Origin of the sequence: Pedobacter nutrimenti, assembly GCF_003208655.1 — a bacterium.
Classification (GTDB): Bacteria; Bacteroidota; Bacteroidia; order Sphingobacteriales; family Sphingobacteriaceae; genus Pedobacter; species Pedobacter nutrimenti.
This window is the reverse complement of sequence record NZ_QKLU01000011.1, coordinates 176,534-193,383: the sequence shown is the minus strand read 5'-3', so window position 1 is coordinate 193,383 and position 16,850 is coordinate 176,534. Positions and strand designations below refer to the sequence as shown.

Below are 16,850 nucleotides of genomic sequence, written 5' to 3'. Positions count from 1 at the left end.
AACTAGCGCGAAAATCTTATTTTAATGAAACTTAAGTCTCTTTTAACCATCTCCTTATTTTTCTCTCTTGCTGCAAAAGCACAAACTACGGTTCAGGCATGGGAAAAATTCTTTAAAAATGACAGGGAGTCTTCCAGGTCCATGTTTACAAAACTTGCAGCACAGCCTCAAACAGCAGATGAGGCAAACATAGGCCTGTGCCTTCTGGCAGAAATAGACAAACCTGCCCTGGAAGGCTTTACTTATCTTAATAAAGTATACCAGTCTTCAAAAAACCCGCAACCTTATCTTTTTGCTTTGTGGGACGGTTCTGCCAATTATTCTTCAAACAGGAAGTCGGCAGAACAACTCGAATTTTATAAAGGGCTAACCGAGCGTAAAAATACAGACGGGGCTCTTGCTGCGATGGCATGGTCCCTGATTGGAAAACACCAGCAGGAACTGAAAAAGTATGACCTTGCCAAACAAGCCTATGCTCAGCTGGGGGAACTTGAAAACTGGACCATTACAGGGGAGTATGAGAATATTTCCACCAGCGGCTTTGATAAAACGTATGATGTGCTCGACCATCCTGAACTCAGTGCAACATTTACAGGAAAAAGAAACCTAAAGTTTGGATGGCGGAAAGTACCTTTCACCCGTCTGGACAAATGGTTTGACTTTTCTTATTACAACAATTATAAAAACGCCATCCAATTTGCCCAAACCTTTGTAAAATCTCCTGCAGCGGTTGTGGCGCAGTTGAGAGTTGGTGTTTCCGGATCGGTTAAGGTATGGGTAAACGACAAATTGGTGATCAGTGAAGCAGAAGAAAGGAATAACGACCTCGATTCTTACATCAGCTCCATACAATTGCACCAGGGCTATAACCGCATCCTGGTACAGATTGGGGAAAGTTATGCAAACCGTTCCAATTTCATGCTGCGTTTAACAGATGAATCGGGCAGGCCCCTGAACGATTTAAATACGACAACCCAACCACAACCCTATGTAAAAGAAACCTCCTATGAGCCAATACAAATCAAACCCGCGGCATTTGCTTACTTTGAAGATGAACTTAAAAAACAACCTGAAAGTTATTTAAACCGTCTGATGCTGGCCAAACTGTATCTTAGACAGGGGAATATTTTTGAAGCCAGAAGTTTACTGGAGAGTTTAAAACAGCGTTTCCCGGAAAGTACTTACTTAAATTTCATGATGATTAACCTGTTCTCCAAAGCAGAAAACAGGACCGGTATTGAAACCCTTCGTGAAGCTATAAAAACAAATGATCCTGAATGCAGTATTGCTCTGGAGCTTCTTTACAACGAATATGATCAGCAAAAGGATTATGTGAATGCGGCCCTGATGATCAAAAAGCTGGAAAAAATTTACGGAGAGGATGAAGCTGTCCTTCAAAAAAAAATGAATATAGCCGGTAAACTTAAAAATCAGCTAGAGGTCATTGCCCTGATCGAAAAAGCCTATCCTTTATTTCCTAATTCCACCAACATTGTGGGTTTAAAGTACCTCTATGAAAAAGAGATCAAAAAAAATCCACAAGCCATTGCTGTAATCGAGAAATACCTTGCTGAGAATGATGACTATACCTCTTCCAAATTCTTAGCCCAGCTTTATCTGGATAAAGGTGAGGCAGAACCGGGACTGGCCATTTACAAAAAAGAACTCGAGAATGATCCGATTAGCTTTAATGTATATTCTGACCTTGCCACGCAGTATTATAAACTACAGCGTTATGACCTCGCAGAAAAAACGTACTTACAGGCCCTTGAAATAGACCCTAATCATTCTGTAACACATGCTGCCCTGGGCCAGGTTTACGATATGGCCAAACAAAAGGCAAAGAGTATTCAGGCCTATAACCGCAGTTTGCAGATCAACCCCAATAATTATGATGCCATCCGTTCTTTAAGAAGGCTTCAGGAAAAAAAACCTGTTTTTGATTACTTTACCCAACCGGACGTTAAAGCCCTGATTGCCGCTGCACCTGCCGCAAAAGATTATCCGGATGACCATATTGTTGTACTAAACAAAGAGGTTCAAAAAGTGGTCTATGAAAACGGAGGTTCTGAAGAAAAGCATTTTTACATTGCAAAAATACTGACTCAAAAAGGACTTGAAGCCTCCACAGAATATGCTGTCTCTTATAATAGTGACCAGGAATACAACATTGAAGTTGCAGAGGTCATTAAGGCCAACGGGACTAAAGTTCCGGCAGAAAAAAACGATAACAATATCGTTTTTACCAACCTTGAGGTGGGCGATGTGGTTAATATACGCTATAGTATAGAAAATTATTTTGTTGGAACCATGGCCACCCAGTTCTGGGATTCTTTTTACTTCAGCGATGGCCTGCCTTATGTAAACAGCAAATACTCCCTGCTTATCCATCATGACAAAACATTTAAACATGTTTTTTCACAAACTACCCTGCCATCTGTAAAGACCAGGAAAGATGAATTTGATTTGTACGTATGGCAGCAATCCAATCAGAAATCACTTTCCTATGAAGACAAAATGCCCCCTTCAGACGATGTGACCAATAAATTGTATATCTCTTCGGTGCCCAACTGGCAATTTGTATCCGACTGGTACAACAACATCGCAACTGCCAAAGCCCGCAGCAGCTATGAAATTAAGTCTGTAATCCGTTCGCTTTTTGAAGGAAAAGCCAATCTGGATCCATTAAGCAAAGTTAAAATGATCTATAACTACATCACCAGAAACATTGCCTACAGTTCGGTATCATTCCGTCAGAGTGGTATTGTTCCACAGAACCCCTCCACGGTGATCAATACCCGTATTGGAGATTGTAAGGATGTTTCGACCTTGTTTGTGACCATGTGCAAAGAGGCCGGAATTGAAGCTCAGCTGGCCCTGGTGAGCACAAGGGACAATGGACAAAATACCTTGCTGCTTCCAAGCATAGATTTTAACCACTGTATTGCAAAGGCCATTGTCAACAAACAGGAATATTGGTTAGAGTTAACCTCAGGAAACCTGCCATTTAATACCTTCAGCAATACCTTCATAAATTCGAACATCCTGGAAATTGGTAAAAGCCCTGCTCAGCTTAAAAAGTTCAATCCGGAATTAAGGGGACGCAATATACTTAACTACACGACCTCTGTTACCCTTAAAGATGCGGATATGATCATAAAGGAACAAAATCAAAACACGGGTTCTGCAGCGAGCTACCTGCGCTCTGTTTTTAAGGACCTGAGTGCTAAAGATCAACTGAAGAAAATGAAAGAACAAATTGCTGCTTTGTACCCTGAAAATGAAACCTATTCTTTAGATTTCAGTAATCTGAATGCCGAAACAGCCAGTTCAGATACAGTAGGTACAGCTGCATCTTATAAATTAATAAATGTCAGTAAGCCTGTTGCCGGAATGCTGATTTTTTCTATTCCCTGGTCCAGCAAAACCGCTGCAACCGACTTACAGATCTTGTCGCCAAGAAAATTTGGCATAGACCTTACTCAACTGTTTTCAGCTGATGAATCTACCCAGCAGTTAAGTCTGGAGCTTCCGGAGGGTAAAAGTATCGTACAGCCATTTAAAGCAGTCAGCCTTTCCAACGAATTTGTTGATTTCAGTATAGAAAGTGTGGAAAAAGACAATAAAATCATTTTGAAAAGACGCTTTGTATTAAAAAATGATCTGGTACCTCTGGATAAGGTAGAAGCCTTTAAAAACTTTTATAAGCAAATGACCGATGCCGACCAGCAACAACTGGCCATGAAATAAGGAAACACTTTTACAGATTGTAAAGCCTGATCTTAACCGGTCAGGCTTTATTGTTTAGATCTTTTGTACAACTGAAGCTTCGATCCAGCCCGTGTTTCCATTGGCCAGCTCAATTTTAATCCAATTTTTCTGGTCTTCCAGGACATTTACCTTGGTACCCTGATGGATCATAAATAAAGTCTTCAATGCTGTTTCTGGTCCGGTTTTTACCTGGACCGAGCTGCTAAAAACAATGGCTTGCTGATGACGGTTAAAATAACTGGACTGCGCGCCGGCCATCAGCATAAAAACAAAACCGATCAGGGCCAAACCCAAACCAGAAAAAAAGGCTGCCTTTTTCAAAGTGCTTGAAGGGGCAAAAAGATAAAAAGATAACAGTAAGAATCCCATAATAAAAAGAACAATGCTCCCAATGGAAAGCTGGGATAGGGAAAAGAAAAACAGGAAATTTTTCCACCAGCTGAGCAAAAAGAGCTCCGGAACTTCGTCTATTTTATCTGTAATTTTAAGCCTGGCCAATTTTAAATTCAAGTCTATATCCTTATCTGAAGGGGCCAGTCTGTATGCCCTTTCATAATTTAAAATTGCAGCAGGCATATTGCCCAGTTTATAATACGTATTGCCCAGGTTAAAGTTAAATGCTGCCGAAGAATAACCTGATTGTTCCACTTTCTGATAAGCCTCCAGAGCCTGCTCATACCTGGCTTTTGCATATTGTTCGTTTCCTTTTGCAAACCAGTCTGACGGTCTGTCCCCGGCCCTGGACAATAAAGGCAAACCAATAACCAACAGACCAAAAAGAATATATTTTAAGTCTTTACGCATGCGTTTCAATATCATTAATTATACTTTTGGATTGATCAAATACTTCCTGTTCGGTACTTCCCGGAACCGGGGCATACCTTGCCATTTCACATAACTCCAGTGTATTTCCCAGTCTGCCGATCAGTTCTTCATTAATATTTATAGCCCTTAAAGATGTTCTGATGTGCTCTATATTCAGTTCTGCTGCGGAAATATTCAGTTTATCACTCAGGTAACCATATAAACCTTTGTAAATCGCTTCATAAAAAGCTTTTTGATCTCCGGCGGCCAATTGTTTAGCTGCAAAGGCCAAATGCCTGGCTGCAATCTTATTGGCTTTTCTCCATTTAACCTGCACCAGATCCTTATTCTTTTCCTCATACCTTTTTTTCGACCACCAGGCCAGGCCAAAAAGGGCTGGTCCAAGCAACATAGACAATACATACCCCAGGGAACCATAAAAATTTTTCCCATTTTCAGATAAGGCCAGGTCTGTGGTTTTGATATACATAATGTCCTTGTTGAGCATTTTTATATCTTGCTGGTTACCTGAATAAGCAGTTACATTCGCTCCTGGATCACCTTTACTTACTTTAATCTGGAAAGCCCTGGAAGGCAGGCTTACATACTTCCCTGAAACCGGGTTAAAATAAGAAAACTGAAAGGGCTCAATGGTATAACTTCCTTCATGTCTTGGAATCAGAAGATATTTATATGCCCGGCTACCGGATACTCCGGTAAGGCTTTCACTGATCTGGTCTTCCACTTTAGGGTCATACTTTTCTACATCTGCAGGAAAATTAACGGTCGGTGCATTCAATAGCTTCAAATTCCCTGTACCGGATATTTTAAGACTATAGTTCAACGCTTCATTAGCCTTTAGTTGTGTTTTATCGAGCGAAGCCTGGACACTGAACTGCCCCACAGCACCCTGGAAACCCGCAGGTTTACCATTTTCCGGCAATGGCCTTACGTGAATGTTTACAGGTGCACTGCTTATTTTATACTTGGTATCTTTATAAGATCCACCAAAAAACTGGTCAAAAATATCCATGGAAGGGGCTGCCTGCCTGACCAGAAAGGTCATGGCTAAGGGGTCCAGTACCAGGTTTCCGGAACGTTCCGGAAAAAGGATGATTTGTTTGAGGGTGGCCACATGATAACTTACACCCTTAATTTTTTCAATCGCCCATTCTACATTTGGATTGGTATTTTTAATCTCCTGGCTCCAGAAGCCATTAAAGTCAGGAAGTTTATCCAAACTGTTGTCGACCAGGTTCACATTGGTATACAGTTTATAGCTTACGGTTAACTGTTCACCCTGGTAAGGATTTGTTTTATTTACCGAAGCTTTAATGAAAAGATTTTTGGCCACATCAGCTGCATTTCCTGTAACCGTTTGAACATTGGTCTGTGTTCTTCCCCTTGCCGCGGCACGGCTTTGCGAACTGCTCTGGGCAGGGTTTCCTTTAACAACCTTTATTTTTAGCGCATTGGATTTGTAAACTTTTCCATTGACCACAATACTGCCCGCTCCAATGGTATACTCCCCTTCTTGGGTTCCGACCAGATCATAGCTTAAAGACATACTTACTGTGGTATTGCCATTAATAGAAGTCATACTCGAGGACTGGTTCGGCCCGGATATGACCTGAAAACCAGCAAAAGATGGCGGGTCAAACCGCTCGGCATTCCCATTGACAGTAAAAGTAATTTCAAATGCTTCTCCTACGGCAACCTCCGTTTTGCTAACAGATGCAGTCACTTTCACATCATTGGCAAATAAAATACTGCTCCAAAACAACAGTACAGGGAACATCAGATATGCTATAAAATATTTTGCTTTCATTTTTAAATCCACAATGCTTTACCAGTCTTTAACAATGCGTCCTTTTACGCCTTTGGCCTTTTTATTTTTTAACTTATCCTGGGTGCTTTTCTCCTGATTGTTCAGGGCTTCCAGCATCCGCTGAGCATCTTCTTTTGACAATTTATCGGGCTGGGGTTTCTGATCTTTCTGCTGATCTTTCTTATCCTGGTCCTGTTTGTTCTGATCCTGCTTATTCTGGTCTTTATTCTGCTGATCTTTATTTTTGTCCTTATCCTGTTTTTCCTTATCGTCTTTTTTCTGGTCCTTTTTATCCTGGTTTTTCTGATCTTTATTTTTTTGGTCTTTCTTCTGGTCCTTATTCTGACCATCTTTATTTTTCTGATCCTTCTTATCCTGGCTTTGCTGTTGTTTCAGCTTTTCCATAGCATAAGCCAGGTTGTATCTGGTCTGATCATCTTTTGGATTAAGAAGTAAAGATTTTTTATAGGCCTCTACACTTTCTTCCCATTTTTTTGATTGCATCAGGGTATTGCCAAGATTATGATAAGCCTGGGCTTTCAACGAAGCGGTCGGCGCAGAAGAAGCAATTCCATTGAACTGTGTTGCAGCTTTATCAAATTTCTTTTGTTTATAAAAAGCATCTCCAAGGTTAAAATTCCCTTTGATTGATTGCTTTGATTTTTCCACCGATTTAAGATAACTGGCTTCTGCTTCTGCATATTTCTGCTGCTGGTACAACTGATTTCCCTGATGAATATCCCGTTTTTCCTGCTGGGCCAACAATAGGTTTCCTTGTAAAACAACACACAGAATAATAATTAACCTCTTCATTACTTTTTTACTTCAAACAATTTCAGCCCGCTTAATTTTACATTTTTCCTGCTGGAAATAAAAAACTCTATGATTAAAAAAATAAAAGCAAGCCCCAGAAAAAACTGAAAACGGTCTTCATAATTCTTAAAAGATTTGCTGTCATAGGTCTTTTTTTGCATTTTTTCTATCTGGTCCATAATTAAACCCAATCCGCTGTTTGCATTGGAAGCCCTCACATAGACACCGTTACCAGCCTTTGCTACTTCCTTACACATTTCTTCATTTAATTTACTGACCACGGTATGCCCCTGTTCATCGGTATGAAAACCAGCCTGTGCCCCGTTTTTATAGATGGGCACCGGTGCACCTTCGGCAGAACCCAAACCAACGACATGAATGGTAATGCCTTTTTTACTGGCGACCCCGGCTGCTCTTACCGCATCGTCTTCGTGATTTTCTCCATCTGTCATCAGGATCATGGCCTTGCTGGTTCCGTTAACCAGGTCAAAGGACTTTATTCCCATATCTATGGCTGCCCCTATAGCTGTTCCCTGTGTAGGAACAATATTGGTGTTGATGTTGTCCAGAAAAAGTTTCGCAGCCGAGTGGTCTGTGGTCACCGGAAGCTGCATATAGGCTTCTCCTGCAAAAATAACAATCCCTATCCTGTCGTTATGCAGGTTATCAATTAATTGTGAAACCGCTCTTTTCGCATTTTCCAGACGGTTGGGCGCCAGGTCCGCGGCAAGCATACTGTTGGAAACGTCCAGCAGGATCATCAGGTCTGAGCCGCTCCTTTTGGCTTCTTCTATTTTTGTTCCCACCTGAGGGTCTGCAAGGGCAATGGTCAGGGAAGCAAAGGCCAGACTAAAAAAAGCAAATTTTACAGCCGGTCTGGAAAAGGATACTTCAGGGATAATCCTGGCCACGGTCTCTTTGTCCCCAAGCCTGCGCAGGGCTTTCTTTTTCCAGTAACGCAGGATCAAAAAAACCAGCAGGAACACCGGAATGAGCAACAGGCCCCATAAAAACTCTATATGTGCAAAACGTAACATAGGATTAAGTTAAGGCTCCTTTAAAATAAGTGTTCTTTAATATAAACTCCAGCAGCAACAACAAAGCAGCCAGCAAAGCCAATGGCAGGAAACGTTCTGTTTTTTTATGGTATTGGGTCACATCTATCTTTGCTTTCTCCAGCTGATCAATTTGCTGGTAAATTTGTTTAAGTTTTTCGTTATTGGTTGCCCTGAAATACTTACCACCTGTAATATTGGCAATATTGCTTAGCATGGCTTCATCAATGGTCACCGGAACTTGCTGGTATTGTATTCCAAAAGGGGTTTTTACTGGGTAGGGCGCATAACCTTTGGTCCCGACTCCTACCGTATATACCCTTACTTTCATCTGTTTTGCAATTTCAGCGGCAGTAACTGGCGGTATGGAACCCGTCGTGTTTGTGCCATCGGTGAGCAGGATGACCACCTTGCTTTTGGCTTCACTTTCCTTAAGACGGTTAACCGCCGTAGCCAGTCCCATTCCAATGGCCGTACCGTCTTCAATCATTCCGTTATTAATGCCTTTAAATAAATTAATGAGCACATCGTGGTCAATGGTCAGCGGACACTGGGTAAAACTTTCACCACTAAACACCACCAGCCCAATCCGGTCATCCGGGCGATCTTTAATAAAATCAATGGCAATATTTTTTCCGGCCTCCAGGCGGTTGGGTTTAAGGTCTTCAGACAACATACTTCCTGAAATGTCCGTGGCAATCACAATGTCAATTCCTTCTGTTGTCGAATTCTGCCAGCTGAAAGCAGACTGCGGCCTGGCCATGGCAATAATGATGCTGATCAATGCCAACAGACGCAATACAATACTGTAATGTCTTAAAACAGCCAGGTAATTCTTTTTAACAGGAAAAAAGCCACCAATTGCCGAAATACGTAAGCTTCCATGCAGTTTTTGATTTCGCCAGATGTACCAGCCCAAAACGAGTGGAACCACCAGCAAAAACCAGAAAAAGCCAGGATGGGCAAATTCTATTCCGCCAAATCTATTCATGATCTTTTTTCCCTTCCTTATGCTCGTTTAAAGGTCCTTCAGGCCTGGTCTGTACAATAAAATTCAGGGAGTTCTCCATACTCCTTTCATTTTCAGCACTCAATGGCTTTTCCTTGGCAAATTTGACCAGGTCTGCCAGCTTAAACAATTGTAAAAGCATAGACCGGCTTTGTCCCGGCATTTCTACATGTCTGAGCTCCAGAAAAATTTCTTCGGAAGTCTGTTCCATCGCATTTACCTGGTATCTTTTTTCCAGATATTCCCTTAAAATATCCGTCAACTCCGTGTGATATTCTTTAGCCCTGTCCTGCTGCCATAATTTTTGTGCTTTTAAAGCAGACAGTTTATTCAGCGCAAGCTCATGTGCAGGTATTTCAGGTTCTTTTAGCTCAGGTTTTATTTTATTGCCTTTTCTTTTCTTCAGATAATACCATACACCCGCCACAAGCAAAATACCCAATACAGGGATCAGGATCCAGGCCCAGTGATCTTTTAACCAATCGATAAAGGTATAGGAAACAGTAAGTGGTTGTTTTATATCATAAATTGCCTTGGTGGTATCTACTTTTACCCCATTCACCTGTAAACTTAAAGCTTCTGTGTTCAACTTTTCTGTTCCGGTCTGCAACTGCAATGAAGGAATCTGCTGCAGTCCTGGCTCAAAAGAGGTAAGGATATACCTTTGTGTAATGAGCCGGTTTCCTGGTTGGGCCTGATCCGGAACTGTATCTGTTTTTCCTTGTCCGACCAGCAAAATTTTTGAGCTCAGGCTATCCTTTAGCAAAGGAAAAGCAACCTGCCCTTTAGGGGGAAGACTGACCACCACCGACAAGGTTACCTGGTCGCCAATGGCCATGGAACTCTTGTCCAAATGAGCCTTAACCTGTGCTTGCTGTGCTTTTACCTGGCAAGTCCATAACGCAAAAAACAATAATAAACTAAAATTAAAATACGGTTTCATATCTGTTATCTCCGGGCCTCCCGTTTTTTAAACAAAGTCATTAATGGTTTGATATAAGATTGATGTGTACCTATTGAAGTAAAATCAACACCCGATCTGCGAAACAGATCCTGTAATTTTCCGTTTCTTTCCAGGGCTGCAGTTTTAAAGTGCTGGCGAACTTTTTTATCACTGGTATTGATCCAGGCCGTTTGTCCACTTTCCTCGTCTGTTACAGGGATAAGCCCCAGATCCGGAAATTCCTCTTCATGAACATCGTACAGCCTGAGTGCCACCAGATCATGCTTTCGGTTTGCAATTTTCAGTTCGTTTTCAAAAGTACTGCTCATAAAATCCGAGATCAGAAAAGCTGTTGATCTTTTCTTTATGGCACTCGTAAAATAACGGAGCGCCTCTGCAACATTTGTTCCCTTGTGCTGAGGTTTAAATTCTATCAGTTCTCTGATGATCATTAAAATATGGCTCCTCCCCTTTTTAGGAGGGATAAATTTCTCTATCCGGTCACTGAAAAAAAGTACACCAACTTTATCGTTGTTCTGTATGGCTGAAAAGGCCAGAACGGCGCAAAGTTCGGTTGCAAGTTCTTGTTTTTGCTGGTTCTGGGTCCCGAAATTTTTAGATCCGCTAAAGTCTACCAGCAGCATGACGGTCATTTCCCTTTCTTCATCAAAGACCTTCACATAGGGATGGTTAAACCGGGCAGTGACGTTCCAGTCAATAGTCCGGATCTCATCTCCAACCTGATATTCCCTAACCTCACTAAAAGCCATACCACGCCCTTTGAACGCCGACTGGTATTCTCCTGAAAAGATCTGATTACTTAAGCCACGGGTCTTAATTTCGATCTTTCTTACTTTCTTTAAGAGATCTTTGGTATCCATAAATTTAAGGTACTTCTACCGCATTTAATATTCCGGTAATGATCTCTTCTGTATTGATATTTTCAGCTTCGGCCTCGTAAGTCAATCCGATCCGGTGTCTTAATACATCATGACATACCGCCCTGACATCCTCCGGGATCACATAGCCTCTCCTTTTAATAAAAGCATAAGCTTTGGATGCAAGTGCAATATTGATACTTGCCCTGGGAGAAGCGCCAAAGCCAATCAGGTTTTTATAATCTGCAAGCTTATACTGATCAGGGTAACGGGTCGCGAAAACGATATCGATAATGTATCGTTCTATTTTTTCGTCCATATACACTTCTCTTACTACTTTTCTTGCCCGTATAATGTCGTCTGGATGGAGAACGGTTTTGGGTTTAAGCATTCCCTGCGGAGAAATGTTGGAACGCATAATTTTAATCTCATCTTCTTTTTTAGGGTATCCGATGACCACTTTTAACATAAACCGGTCTACCTGTGCCTCAGGAAGCGGATAAGTCCCTTCCTGTTCAATCGGGTTTTGTGTGGCCAGTACCAGGAAAGGTTTTGGCAGTTCAAAGGTATGGTCACCAATGGTCACCTGTCTTTCCTGCATGGCCTCCAGTAAAGCACTCTGTACTTTTGCAGGGGCCCGGTTAATTTCATCAGCAAGGATAAAGTTCGAAAACAATGGTCCCTTACGGACCACAAATTCTTCTTTTTTCTGATTATAAATCATGGTGCCCAACAAATCTGCAGGCAATAAGTCTGGTGTAAACTGAATGCGGCTGAAACCTGCATCTATGGTTTTGGAGAGGGTATTGATGGCCAGCGTTTTTGCAAGTCCGGGAACCCCTTCCAGCAGGATATGGCCATCTGCAAGTAATCCGATGAGCAATCGTTCAACCATATAACGTTGACCTACGATCACTTTATCCATTTCCATAAAAAGGAGGTCGATAAATGCACTCTCCTTCTGTATCATTTCGTTCAACGCCCGGATATCAGTCCCTTGAGCAGAACTGTCGGTGATGTTATTTATTTCTTCCATTTTGGACCTGTTTTTTTCAATGCGAAAATTATGTAAACCTCCATTTTTTCACAACTTAAAATGCCCTCCGGAATGTTAAAATATGTTAAATTATTAGGATTGATGCCTCAAATCCATCTAAACAGCGCCGATTCCACTAAAACATATAAAAAAAATGTGACTAGTATCATTTTTTTGTCCCTCACCCCAACTTACATTTGTTTATTATTCTTATTCGATGGATGTCGATACTCATAAAAGGGGGTGTTCCGGGAAGTTCAGCCCCTTTAATTGACCTTTTCTTTTTCTGTCCAGCTCCAGGACCGACCGTCCAAATAAATCCCATAAATCAGGACCCAATCTTCACAAATCATTTAAATTTTCTCTGATTTTGCTTACCTTCACCGAAAAATTATCATCATGATTACAATTTGCAGTACTATAATGAGCAATGCTCAGGTAACAGCGTCTTTAGTTCCGGTTTGTGCGATTATTGCGATCACAGCGATCTATCTTACTGCTGTTAAAAACAGGGTCAGATAATCCGTCTGTACGCATTATAAGCATTTTACAAATTGCAGGGTTTTGAGGATTTACCTGTTACAGGCTAAGCGTTTATCCTTAGCAGATGCCTCCTCAAAACCTCTATATGAATTCTTTGCTCAAAACCAGCCGCTTTAAAGCCATCACATATCCCTGGTGAAGGCCTTCATGAAAAAGCACAAAATTTAAAGCATCATCTATACTAGCCAGTTCTACCCCATAGCGGGTTGTCCAGCATTGATAATTTCCAAAAATCTGATCTGCGTAATCTTTTTCCAAAAGGTCCAGGGTACTGAACATCAGCTTTTTCATCTGTGCAAATTCTTCCCCGTCTATAAACCTTTCGGGCTTGCTACCAGGTTTAAACGTATTGAAAAACACTTCGCTAACATGGTGAGGAAGATCGGCCCTGAGGTAACATAAGCCCTGTTGGGCTGCAATCAGATGGCCCAGGTTCCAGATGATGTTGTTGTTAAAACCTTCAGGAATGTGATTCAATTGCTCTATAGAGAGCCCATCAACCATATTTAACAAAAATGCCCTCGTTTTTCGGATGTTTGCAATCAGCCCGGTCATATTTTTATTTTTTCTCTGAAGATAGAAATTCCTTGTAACTTCTTATGCTTTCTCTATTTTTGCTTCCTTAAACTCCCCTCTGTCTTGTTTAATTTATTTAAGTATAAAACCCCTGAAAAATATGCTCATGAGTTTAAGAGAACTTATAGCCACATTAATATTAAACAAGTAAAATTTCTCAGTTCATTGATCCTGGTGGTGGCCACCATGATCCGCCTAAGCAGTTTCTTTTTTCTTGACGAAGTTAAAGCCGCTCACAATTATCATGAATACAGTTACATCAACTGGATTGAAATTTTTGGTTCTCTCGCCTTTTTTTTAATCAGTACAAAAGCACTTAAATCCAAGAAATGGACTTCTAAATCAAGAAGTATACTGACCCTGTCCTTTGTGCTGTTCATCATTGCTTTTACCTATTCCACCAGTTACATTATTTCCCTGCACAATACAAAAAATACCTTAACCATGTTTTTAGTGGGGGTAGTTGCCGTCAGCATTTTCTTTTTACTGGAATTATGGGAAATTTTGCTTGCATCCCTGTTTGTCATTTTTTTATTTGCGGCCGGCCTTTATTTATCCAACCTGGGTTTACAGCAGAACCTGTTTAGCTGTATCATTTCCGTCGTGCTTGCTTTTGTATTGTTCTCTTTCTCCCGCTACAGTTATTACTTTAAATCACAGCATTTTCTTCAGTTGAAAGAATTAGAAGAAAAAAACCGGGAGGTAGAAAGATTAAACCACCAAAAAAGTGAAATTCTCGGTTTTGTTGCCCATGACCTTAGAAATCCCTTGAATAATATTGAGGCCCTGAGTACCATGATGCTTATGGAAGACCACATCCAGGATACCGTCAAAACAGAGGTCACCATGGTGCTCAACTCTGCCAGACAAGCAAAAACGATTATTTATGACCTGTTGGAAGTCATTGAAGCCAGCAACAAAGACACCTCAATTGTTACCCAAAAAACGAATTTAACAGAATTCATTGCCGACATTTGCAGCAACTGGACACTCAATCTGGCCGGTGAAAGGATCATTAATTTTCACAGCTGGGACCATGATCTTCTGGTTCTGGTAAACAGATCCAAATTTCTCAGGGTTATAGACAATCTTGTCGGCAATGCAATTAAATTTTCAGGACCAGACCAACCGATAGAGGTTTCTGTTGAACCTGGTAAAGACCACCTGGCACTGATTAAAATCAAAGACTACGGCATAGGTGTGCCCTCAGCGCTTAAAGACCAGTTGTTTGATCAGTTTTCAAAAGCTGGCAGGCCTGGCTTAAAGGGTGAAAAATCTATAGGCCTGGGGCTTCACATCTGTAAAAACATTATAGAACAACACCGGGGCAGCATTTCGGTCATTAGTCAAGAAAATAAAGGCAGCTGCTTCATCATTGAGCTTCCACCCTATCACTAAATTTCTGTCAGATTTAATTCAGGTTAAATTTATCGTTCTGGATTTTAACCACATTGGAGGTAAAAACAATTCCAACGATCAGAATTCCAATGACGATGGCCAAAGCCACCTGCAATGCAGAATAAATCTGGCTCCCGGAAACCATAAATTTAGAATTTCCAATCAGCTCTTCCCCGACCTCAGTCTGGATCCTGGTCAGTTCTGATAATTTTTGTGTAGCAGTCTGAAAAGATGTCTTTCCAAGGGTTTCAAACATTTTCTTTCCTTCCTGGGCAGAATGCTTGCTGCTCATCACCAAAATGTTCTGTTCAATAAGCCTGTGGGCCTGCAGCTTGGATTTCAAATCTGTCAGGTATTTTTTTTCGGGTTTAACCAGCAGGGTCTGTTCGTATTTTCGGATCAGGGAGTCTATATTTCTGTCATGGTTTTCCAGACGGTTGCTCGTCTGACTGATCCTGGCTTTATCGAGCCCCGGCTGATTTAAGGTTTCTTCCAGCAGGAAACGTTTTTCATAGATGTTTTCTGCCAAAAAAAAGAGGTCTGTTGCCGGAATCAGCCGGTCCTTGTACATCGATAAAAAAGCATTATTCATTTTTTTTATGCTTTTATCTTCAAGGACCCTGATCAAAATGGAACAGCCCATAATACAAAAAAGCAATAGGGCGATGGTCATTTTTTGTTTAACTGAATAGGCAAATTTCATCTGTATATAGGGTTATTCTTTTTAAAATAGATTGTTACAACTACTCTTCGGCAGGGGATAAAAATAAGTTCTGGGCAAAATTTACTAAAAATAATTCTCTTTTTGCCCTGGTGACCGCTGTGTACAACCAACGCAGGAAATCCATATCGACCATTTCATCTGTCAGATAGCCTTGATCGACAAATACAGCGTCCCATTGCCCCCCCTGCGCTTTATGACAGGTTACCGCATAAGCAAATTTAATCTGCAAAGCATTATAATAAGGGTCCTGCTTCACAGCTGCAAGCCTGTCTTTTTTATTTTTAATGTGCTCATAGTCCAGGTTTACCCCTTCATAAAGTTTTTGGCTGTCTTCCTGAGATAAATTAGGTGTTTCTCCTGTTAAAGTATCCAGAAGTACCTTACAGCTAATCGCTCCGGCCTCAGGATAATCCAGAAATTCCATCTGGACTTCACTAAAACGCAAACCATAACGTTCTTCTTCATTCCGGACCCTTGTAATTCTGGCCATGTCCCCGTTTGCAATAAAAGCTGCTGATTCACTTTCACCCAGCCAGAAATAATTGTTCCGGACCACCATAACCTGGTCCCCGCCTGTCAGTTCTTCTTCCCTGTACAACAGTCTCGCACGGATTTGCTGGTTATAGACATTTGCAGATTTATTAGATCGGCATACAATCAGACAATTCTCCATATCAAATTTTCTGTAGGCATACTCCAGCCCTTCAACCAGTTTTAGCCCGGTCATCCTGAAAATATCTTTGTAGGATTTGGTTTTAAATTTCGGCAGCTCGACCTTGAGCACTTCTCCATCGGCCGCACGCTGGGCATAACCATTAACCAATTTTCTTAGCATTGTTGCGTTGGCTAGTATGCCCGATTTCTTTTCCTGTCGCACCACTTCCCGAAGTTCTACCTGTGTCACTTTAAGCTGGAAAGCATTTGCCAGATGTTCCCCACTTAGCGCCGGACTGTCCAGACTACCCACCGGGGGCAATTGTGCCGTATCTCCAACAAAAAGTACCCCGCAGTTTTTCTGATTGTAAACAAACTCCATCAGGTCCTTTAAAAAAGAAGACCCGCTCTGGAGATTCCATTCATCTGAAATCATAGAAGCTTCATCCACAATAAAAAGGGTATGCTCATTCAGATTGGGAGCCAGTTGAAAAGAAAGTTCCATGGAAACTGCAGAACGTTTTCTATAGATCTTTTTATGGATCGTGAGTGCTGTTCTTCCGGTATAGTTACTCATCACCTTGGCTGCACGACCTGTGGGGGCAAGTAAAACCGGTCTCAATTTAAATTGCGGCAAGGCTTTAACCAAAGCGGCAACAGAAGTTGTTTTCCCCGTTCCGGCATAACCCCTGAGAATAAAACATTTTTCATCCAGCATGCCTGATAAAAACCCGGCCATTTCCCTGCAAAAAATCAATTGCTCGGCTGTCGGCTCAAAGGGATAAGACCGGGCGATTATTGTTGTTTTATCCATTTTA

At 41.4% G+C, this 16,850-nt stretch carries 13 protein-coding genes; 2 read left to right on the top strand and 11 right to left on the bottom strand.

The window, feature by feature from the left end:
• Positions 1-24 precede the first annotated feature (24 nt).
• Positions 25-3,750 carry a tetratricopeptide repeat protein gene (locus tag B0O44_RS24075; RefSeq protein WP_110834654.1) on the top strand — a complete coding sequence of 1,242 codons (3,726 nt, stop codon included), beginning with the start codon at positions 25-27 and terminating at the stop codon, positions 3,748-3,750.
• Between the two features lie 54 nt (positions 3,751-3,804).
• Here the strand turns inward: B0O44_RS24075 and B0O44_RS24070 are convergent, their stop codons facing one another.
• The 9 genes from B0O44_RS24070 to B0O44_RS24030 all read right to left on the bottom strand — a co-directional run bounded on the left by B0O44_RS24070 (position 3,805) and on the right by B0O44_RS24030 (position 13,235).
• Positions 3,805-4,575 (bottom strand): SH3 domain-containing protein, encoded by a 771-nt coding sequence (locus tag B0O44_RS24070; RefSeq protein ID WP_110834653.1) that lies wholly within the window; start codon positions 4,573-4,575, stop codon positions 3,805-3,807.
• Positions 4,568-6,403 carry a BatD family protein gene (locus B0O44_RS24065; protein WP_110834652.1) on the bottom strand — a complete coding sequence of 612 codons (1,836 nt, stop codon included), beginning with the start codon at positions 6,401-6,403 and terminating at the stop codon, positions 4,568-4,570. Before B0O44_RS24065 ends, B0O44_RS24070 begins: the two co-directional genes overlap by 8 nt.
• An 18-nt stretch (positions 6,404-6,421) precedes the next feature.
• A complete protein-coding gene (locus B0O44_RS24060) occupies positions 6,422-7,216 on the bottom strand; it encodes a tetratricopeptide repeat protein (protein ID WP_110834651.1) in 795 nt (264 codons plus the stop codon).
• Positions 7,216-8,253, bottom strand: coding sequence for a vWA domain-containing protein (locus tag B0O44_RS24055; RefSeq protein WP_110834650.1), 1,038 nt, complete (start codon positions 8,251-8,253; stop codon positions 7,216-7,218). Before B0O44_RS24055 ends, B0O44_RS24060 begins: the two co-directional genes overlap by 1 nt.
• 4 nt (positions 8,254-8,257) lie before the next feature.
• Positions 8,258-9,262 (bottom strand): vWA domain-containing protein, encoded by a 1,005-nt coding sequence (locus B0O44_RS24050; protein ID WP_211321446.1) that lies wholly within the window; start codon positions 9,260-9,262, stop codon positions 8,258-8,260.
• Positions 9,255-10,223 carry a BatD family protein gene (locus tag B0O44_RS24045; RefSeq protein WP_110834649.1) on the bottom strand — a complete coding sequence of 323 codons (969 nt, stop codon included), beginning with the start codon at positions 10,221-10,223 and terminating at the stop codon, positions 9,255-9,257. Before B0O44_RS24045 ends, B0O44_RS24050 begins: the two co-directional genes overlap by 8 nt.
• Positions 10,224-10,228: 5 nt before the next feature.
• Positions 10,229-11,104 (bottom strand): DUF58 domain-containing protein, encoded by an 876-nt coding sequence (locus B0O44_RS24040; RefSeq protein WP_110834648.1) that lies wholly within the window; start codon positions 11,102-11,104, stop codon positions 10,229-10,231.
• Between the two features lie 4 nt (positions 11,105-11,108).
• Entirely contained in the window at positions 11,109-12,137 is a 1,029-nt protein-coding gene (locus tag B0O44_RS24035; protein ID WP_110834647.1) for an AAA family ATPase, read from the bottom strand.
• A gap of 624 nt (positions 12,138-12,761) precedes the next feature.
• Positions 12,762-13,235 carry a DinB family protein gene (locus B0O44_RS24030; protein WP_110834646.1) on the bottom strand — a complete coding sequence of 158 codons (474 nt, stop codon included), beginning with the start codon at positions 13,233-13,235 and terminating at the stop codon, positions 12,762-12,764.
• An 84-nt stretch (positions 13,236-13,319) separates the two neighbouring features.
• On the opposite strand from B0O44_RS24030, the gene B0O44_RS24025 reads away from it, so the two are divergent.
• On the top strand, positions 13,320-14,654 hold the full coding sequence (locus B0O44_RS24025) for a sensor histidine kinase (RefSeq protein ID WP_110834645.1): 1,335 nt from the start codon (positions 13,320-13,322) through the stop codon (positions 14,652-14,654).
• Between the two features lie 13 nt (positions 14,655-14,667).
• Here B0O44_RS24025 and B0O44_RS24020 read toward each other — a convergent pair whose 3' ends face one another.
• On the bottom strand, positions 14,668-15,357 hold the full coding sequence (locus B0O44_RS24020; protein ID WP_110834644.1) for an MCP four helix bundle domain-containing protein: 690 nt from the start codon (positions 15,355-15,357) through the stop codon (positions 14,668-14,670).
• A gap of 40 nt (positions 15,358-15,397) precedes the next feature.
• Entirely contained in the window at positions 15,398-16,846 is a 1,449-nt protein-coding gene (locus B0O44_RS24015; protein WP_110834643.1) for an ATP-dependent DNA helicase, read from the bottom strand.
• Positions 16,847-16,850 lie beyond the last annotated feature (4 nt).

Bases quoted from the DNA above. Each gene is read 5' to 3' on its own strand.
- B0O44_RS24035 (WP_110834647.1), bottom strand. From the start codon at position 12,137: ATGGAAGAAATAAATAACATCACCGACAGTTCTGCTCAAGGGACTGAT.
- B0O44_RS24065 (WP_110834652.1), bottom strand. From the start codon at position 6,403: ATGAAAGCAAAATATTTTATAGCATATCTGATGTTCCCTGTACTGTTG.
- B0O44_RS24045 (WP_110834649.1), bottom strand. From the start codon at position 10,223: ATGAAACCGTATTTTAATTTTAGTTTATTATTGTTTTTTGCGTTATGG.
- B0O44_RS24055 (WP_110834650.1), bottom strand. From the start codon at position 8,253: ATGTTACGTTTTGCACATATAGAGTTTTTATGGGGCCTGTTGCTCATT.
- B0O44_RS24015 (WP_110834643.1), bottom strand. From the start codon at position 16,846: ATGGATAAAACAACAATAATCGCCCGGTCTTATCCCTTTGAGCCGACA.
- B0O44_RS24030 (WP_110834646.1), bottom strand. From the start codon at position 13,235: ATGACCGGGCTGATTGCAAACATCCGAAAAACGAGGGCATTTTTGTTA.
- B0O44_RS24050 (WP_211321446.1), bottom strand. From the start codon at position 9,262: ATGAATAGATTTGGCGGAATAGAATTTGCCCATCCTGGCTTTTTCTGG.
- B0O44_RS24070 (WP_110834653.1), bottom strand. From the start codon at position 4,575: ATGCGTAAAGACTTAAAATATATTCTTTTTGGTCTGTTGGTTATTGGT.
- B0O44_RS24020 (WP_110834644.1), bottom strand. From the start codon at position 15,357: ATGAAATTTGCCTATTCAGTTAAACAAAAAATGACCATCGCCCTATTG.
- B0O44_RS24060 (WP_110834651.1), bottom strand. From the start codon at position 7,216: ATGAAGAGGTTAATTATTATTCTGTGTGTTGTTTTACAAGGAAACCTA.
- B0O44_RS24075 (WP_110834654.1), top strand. From the start codon at position 25: ATGAAACTTAAGTCTCTTTTAACCATCTCCTTATTTTTCTCTCTTGCT.
- B0O44_RS24040 (WP_110834648.1), bottom strand. From the start codon at position 11,104: ATGGATACCAAAGATCTCTTAAAGAAAGTAAGAAAGATCGAAATTAAG.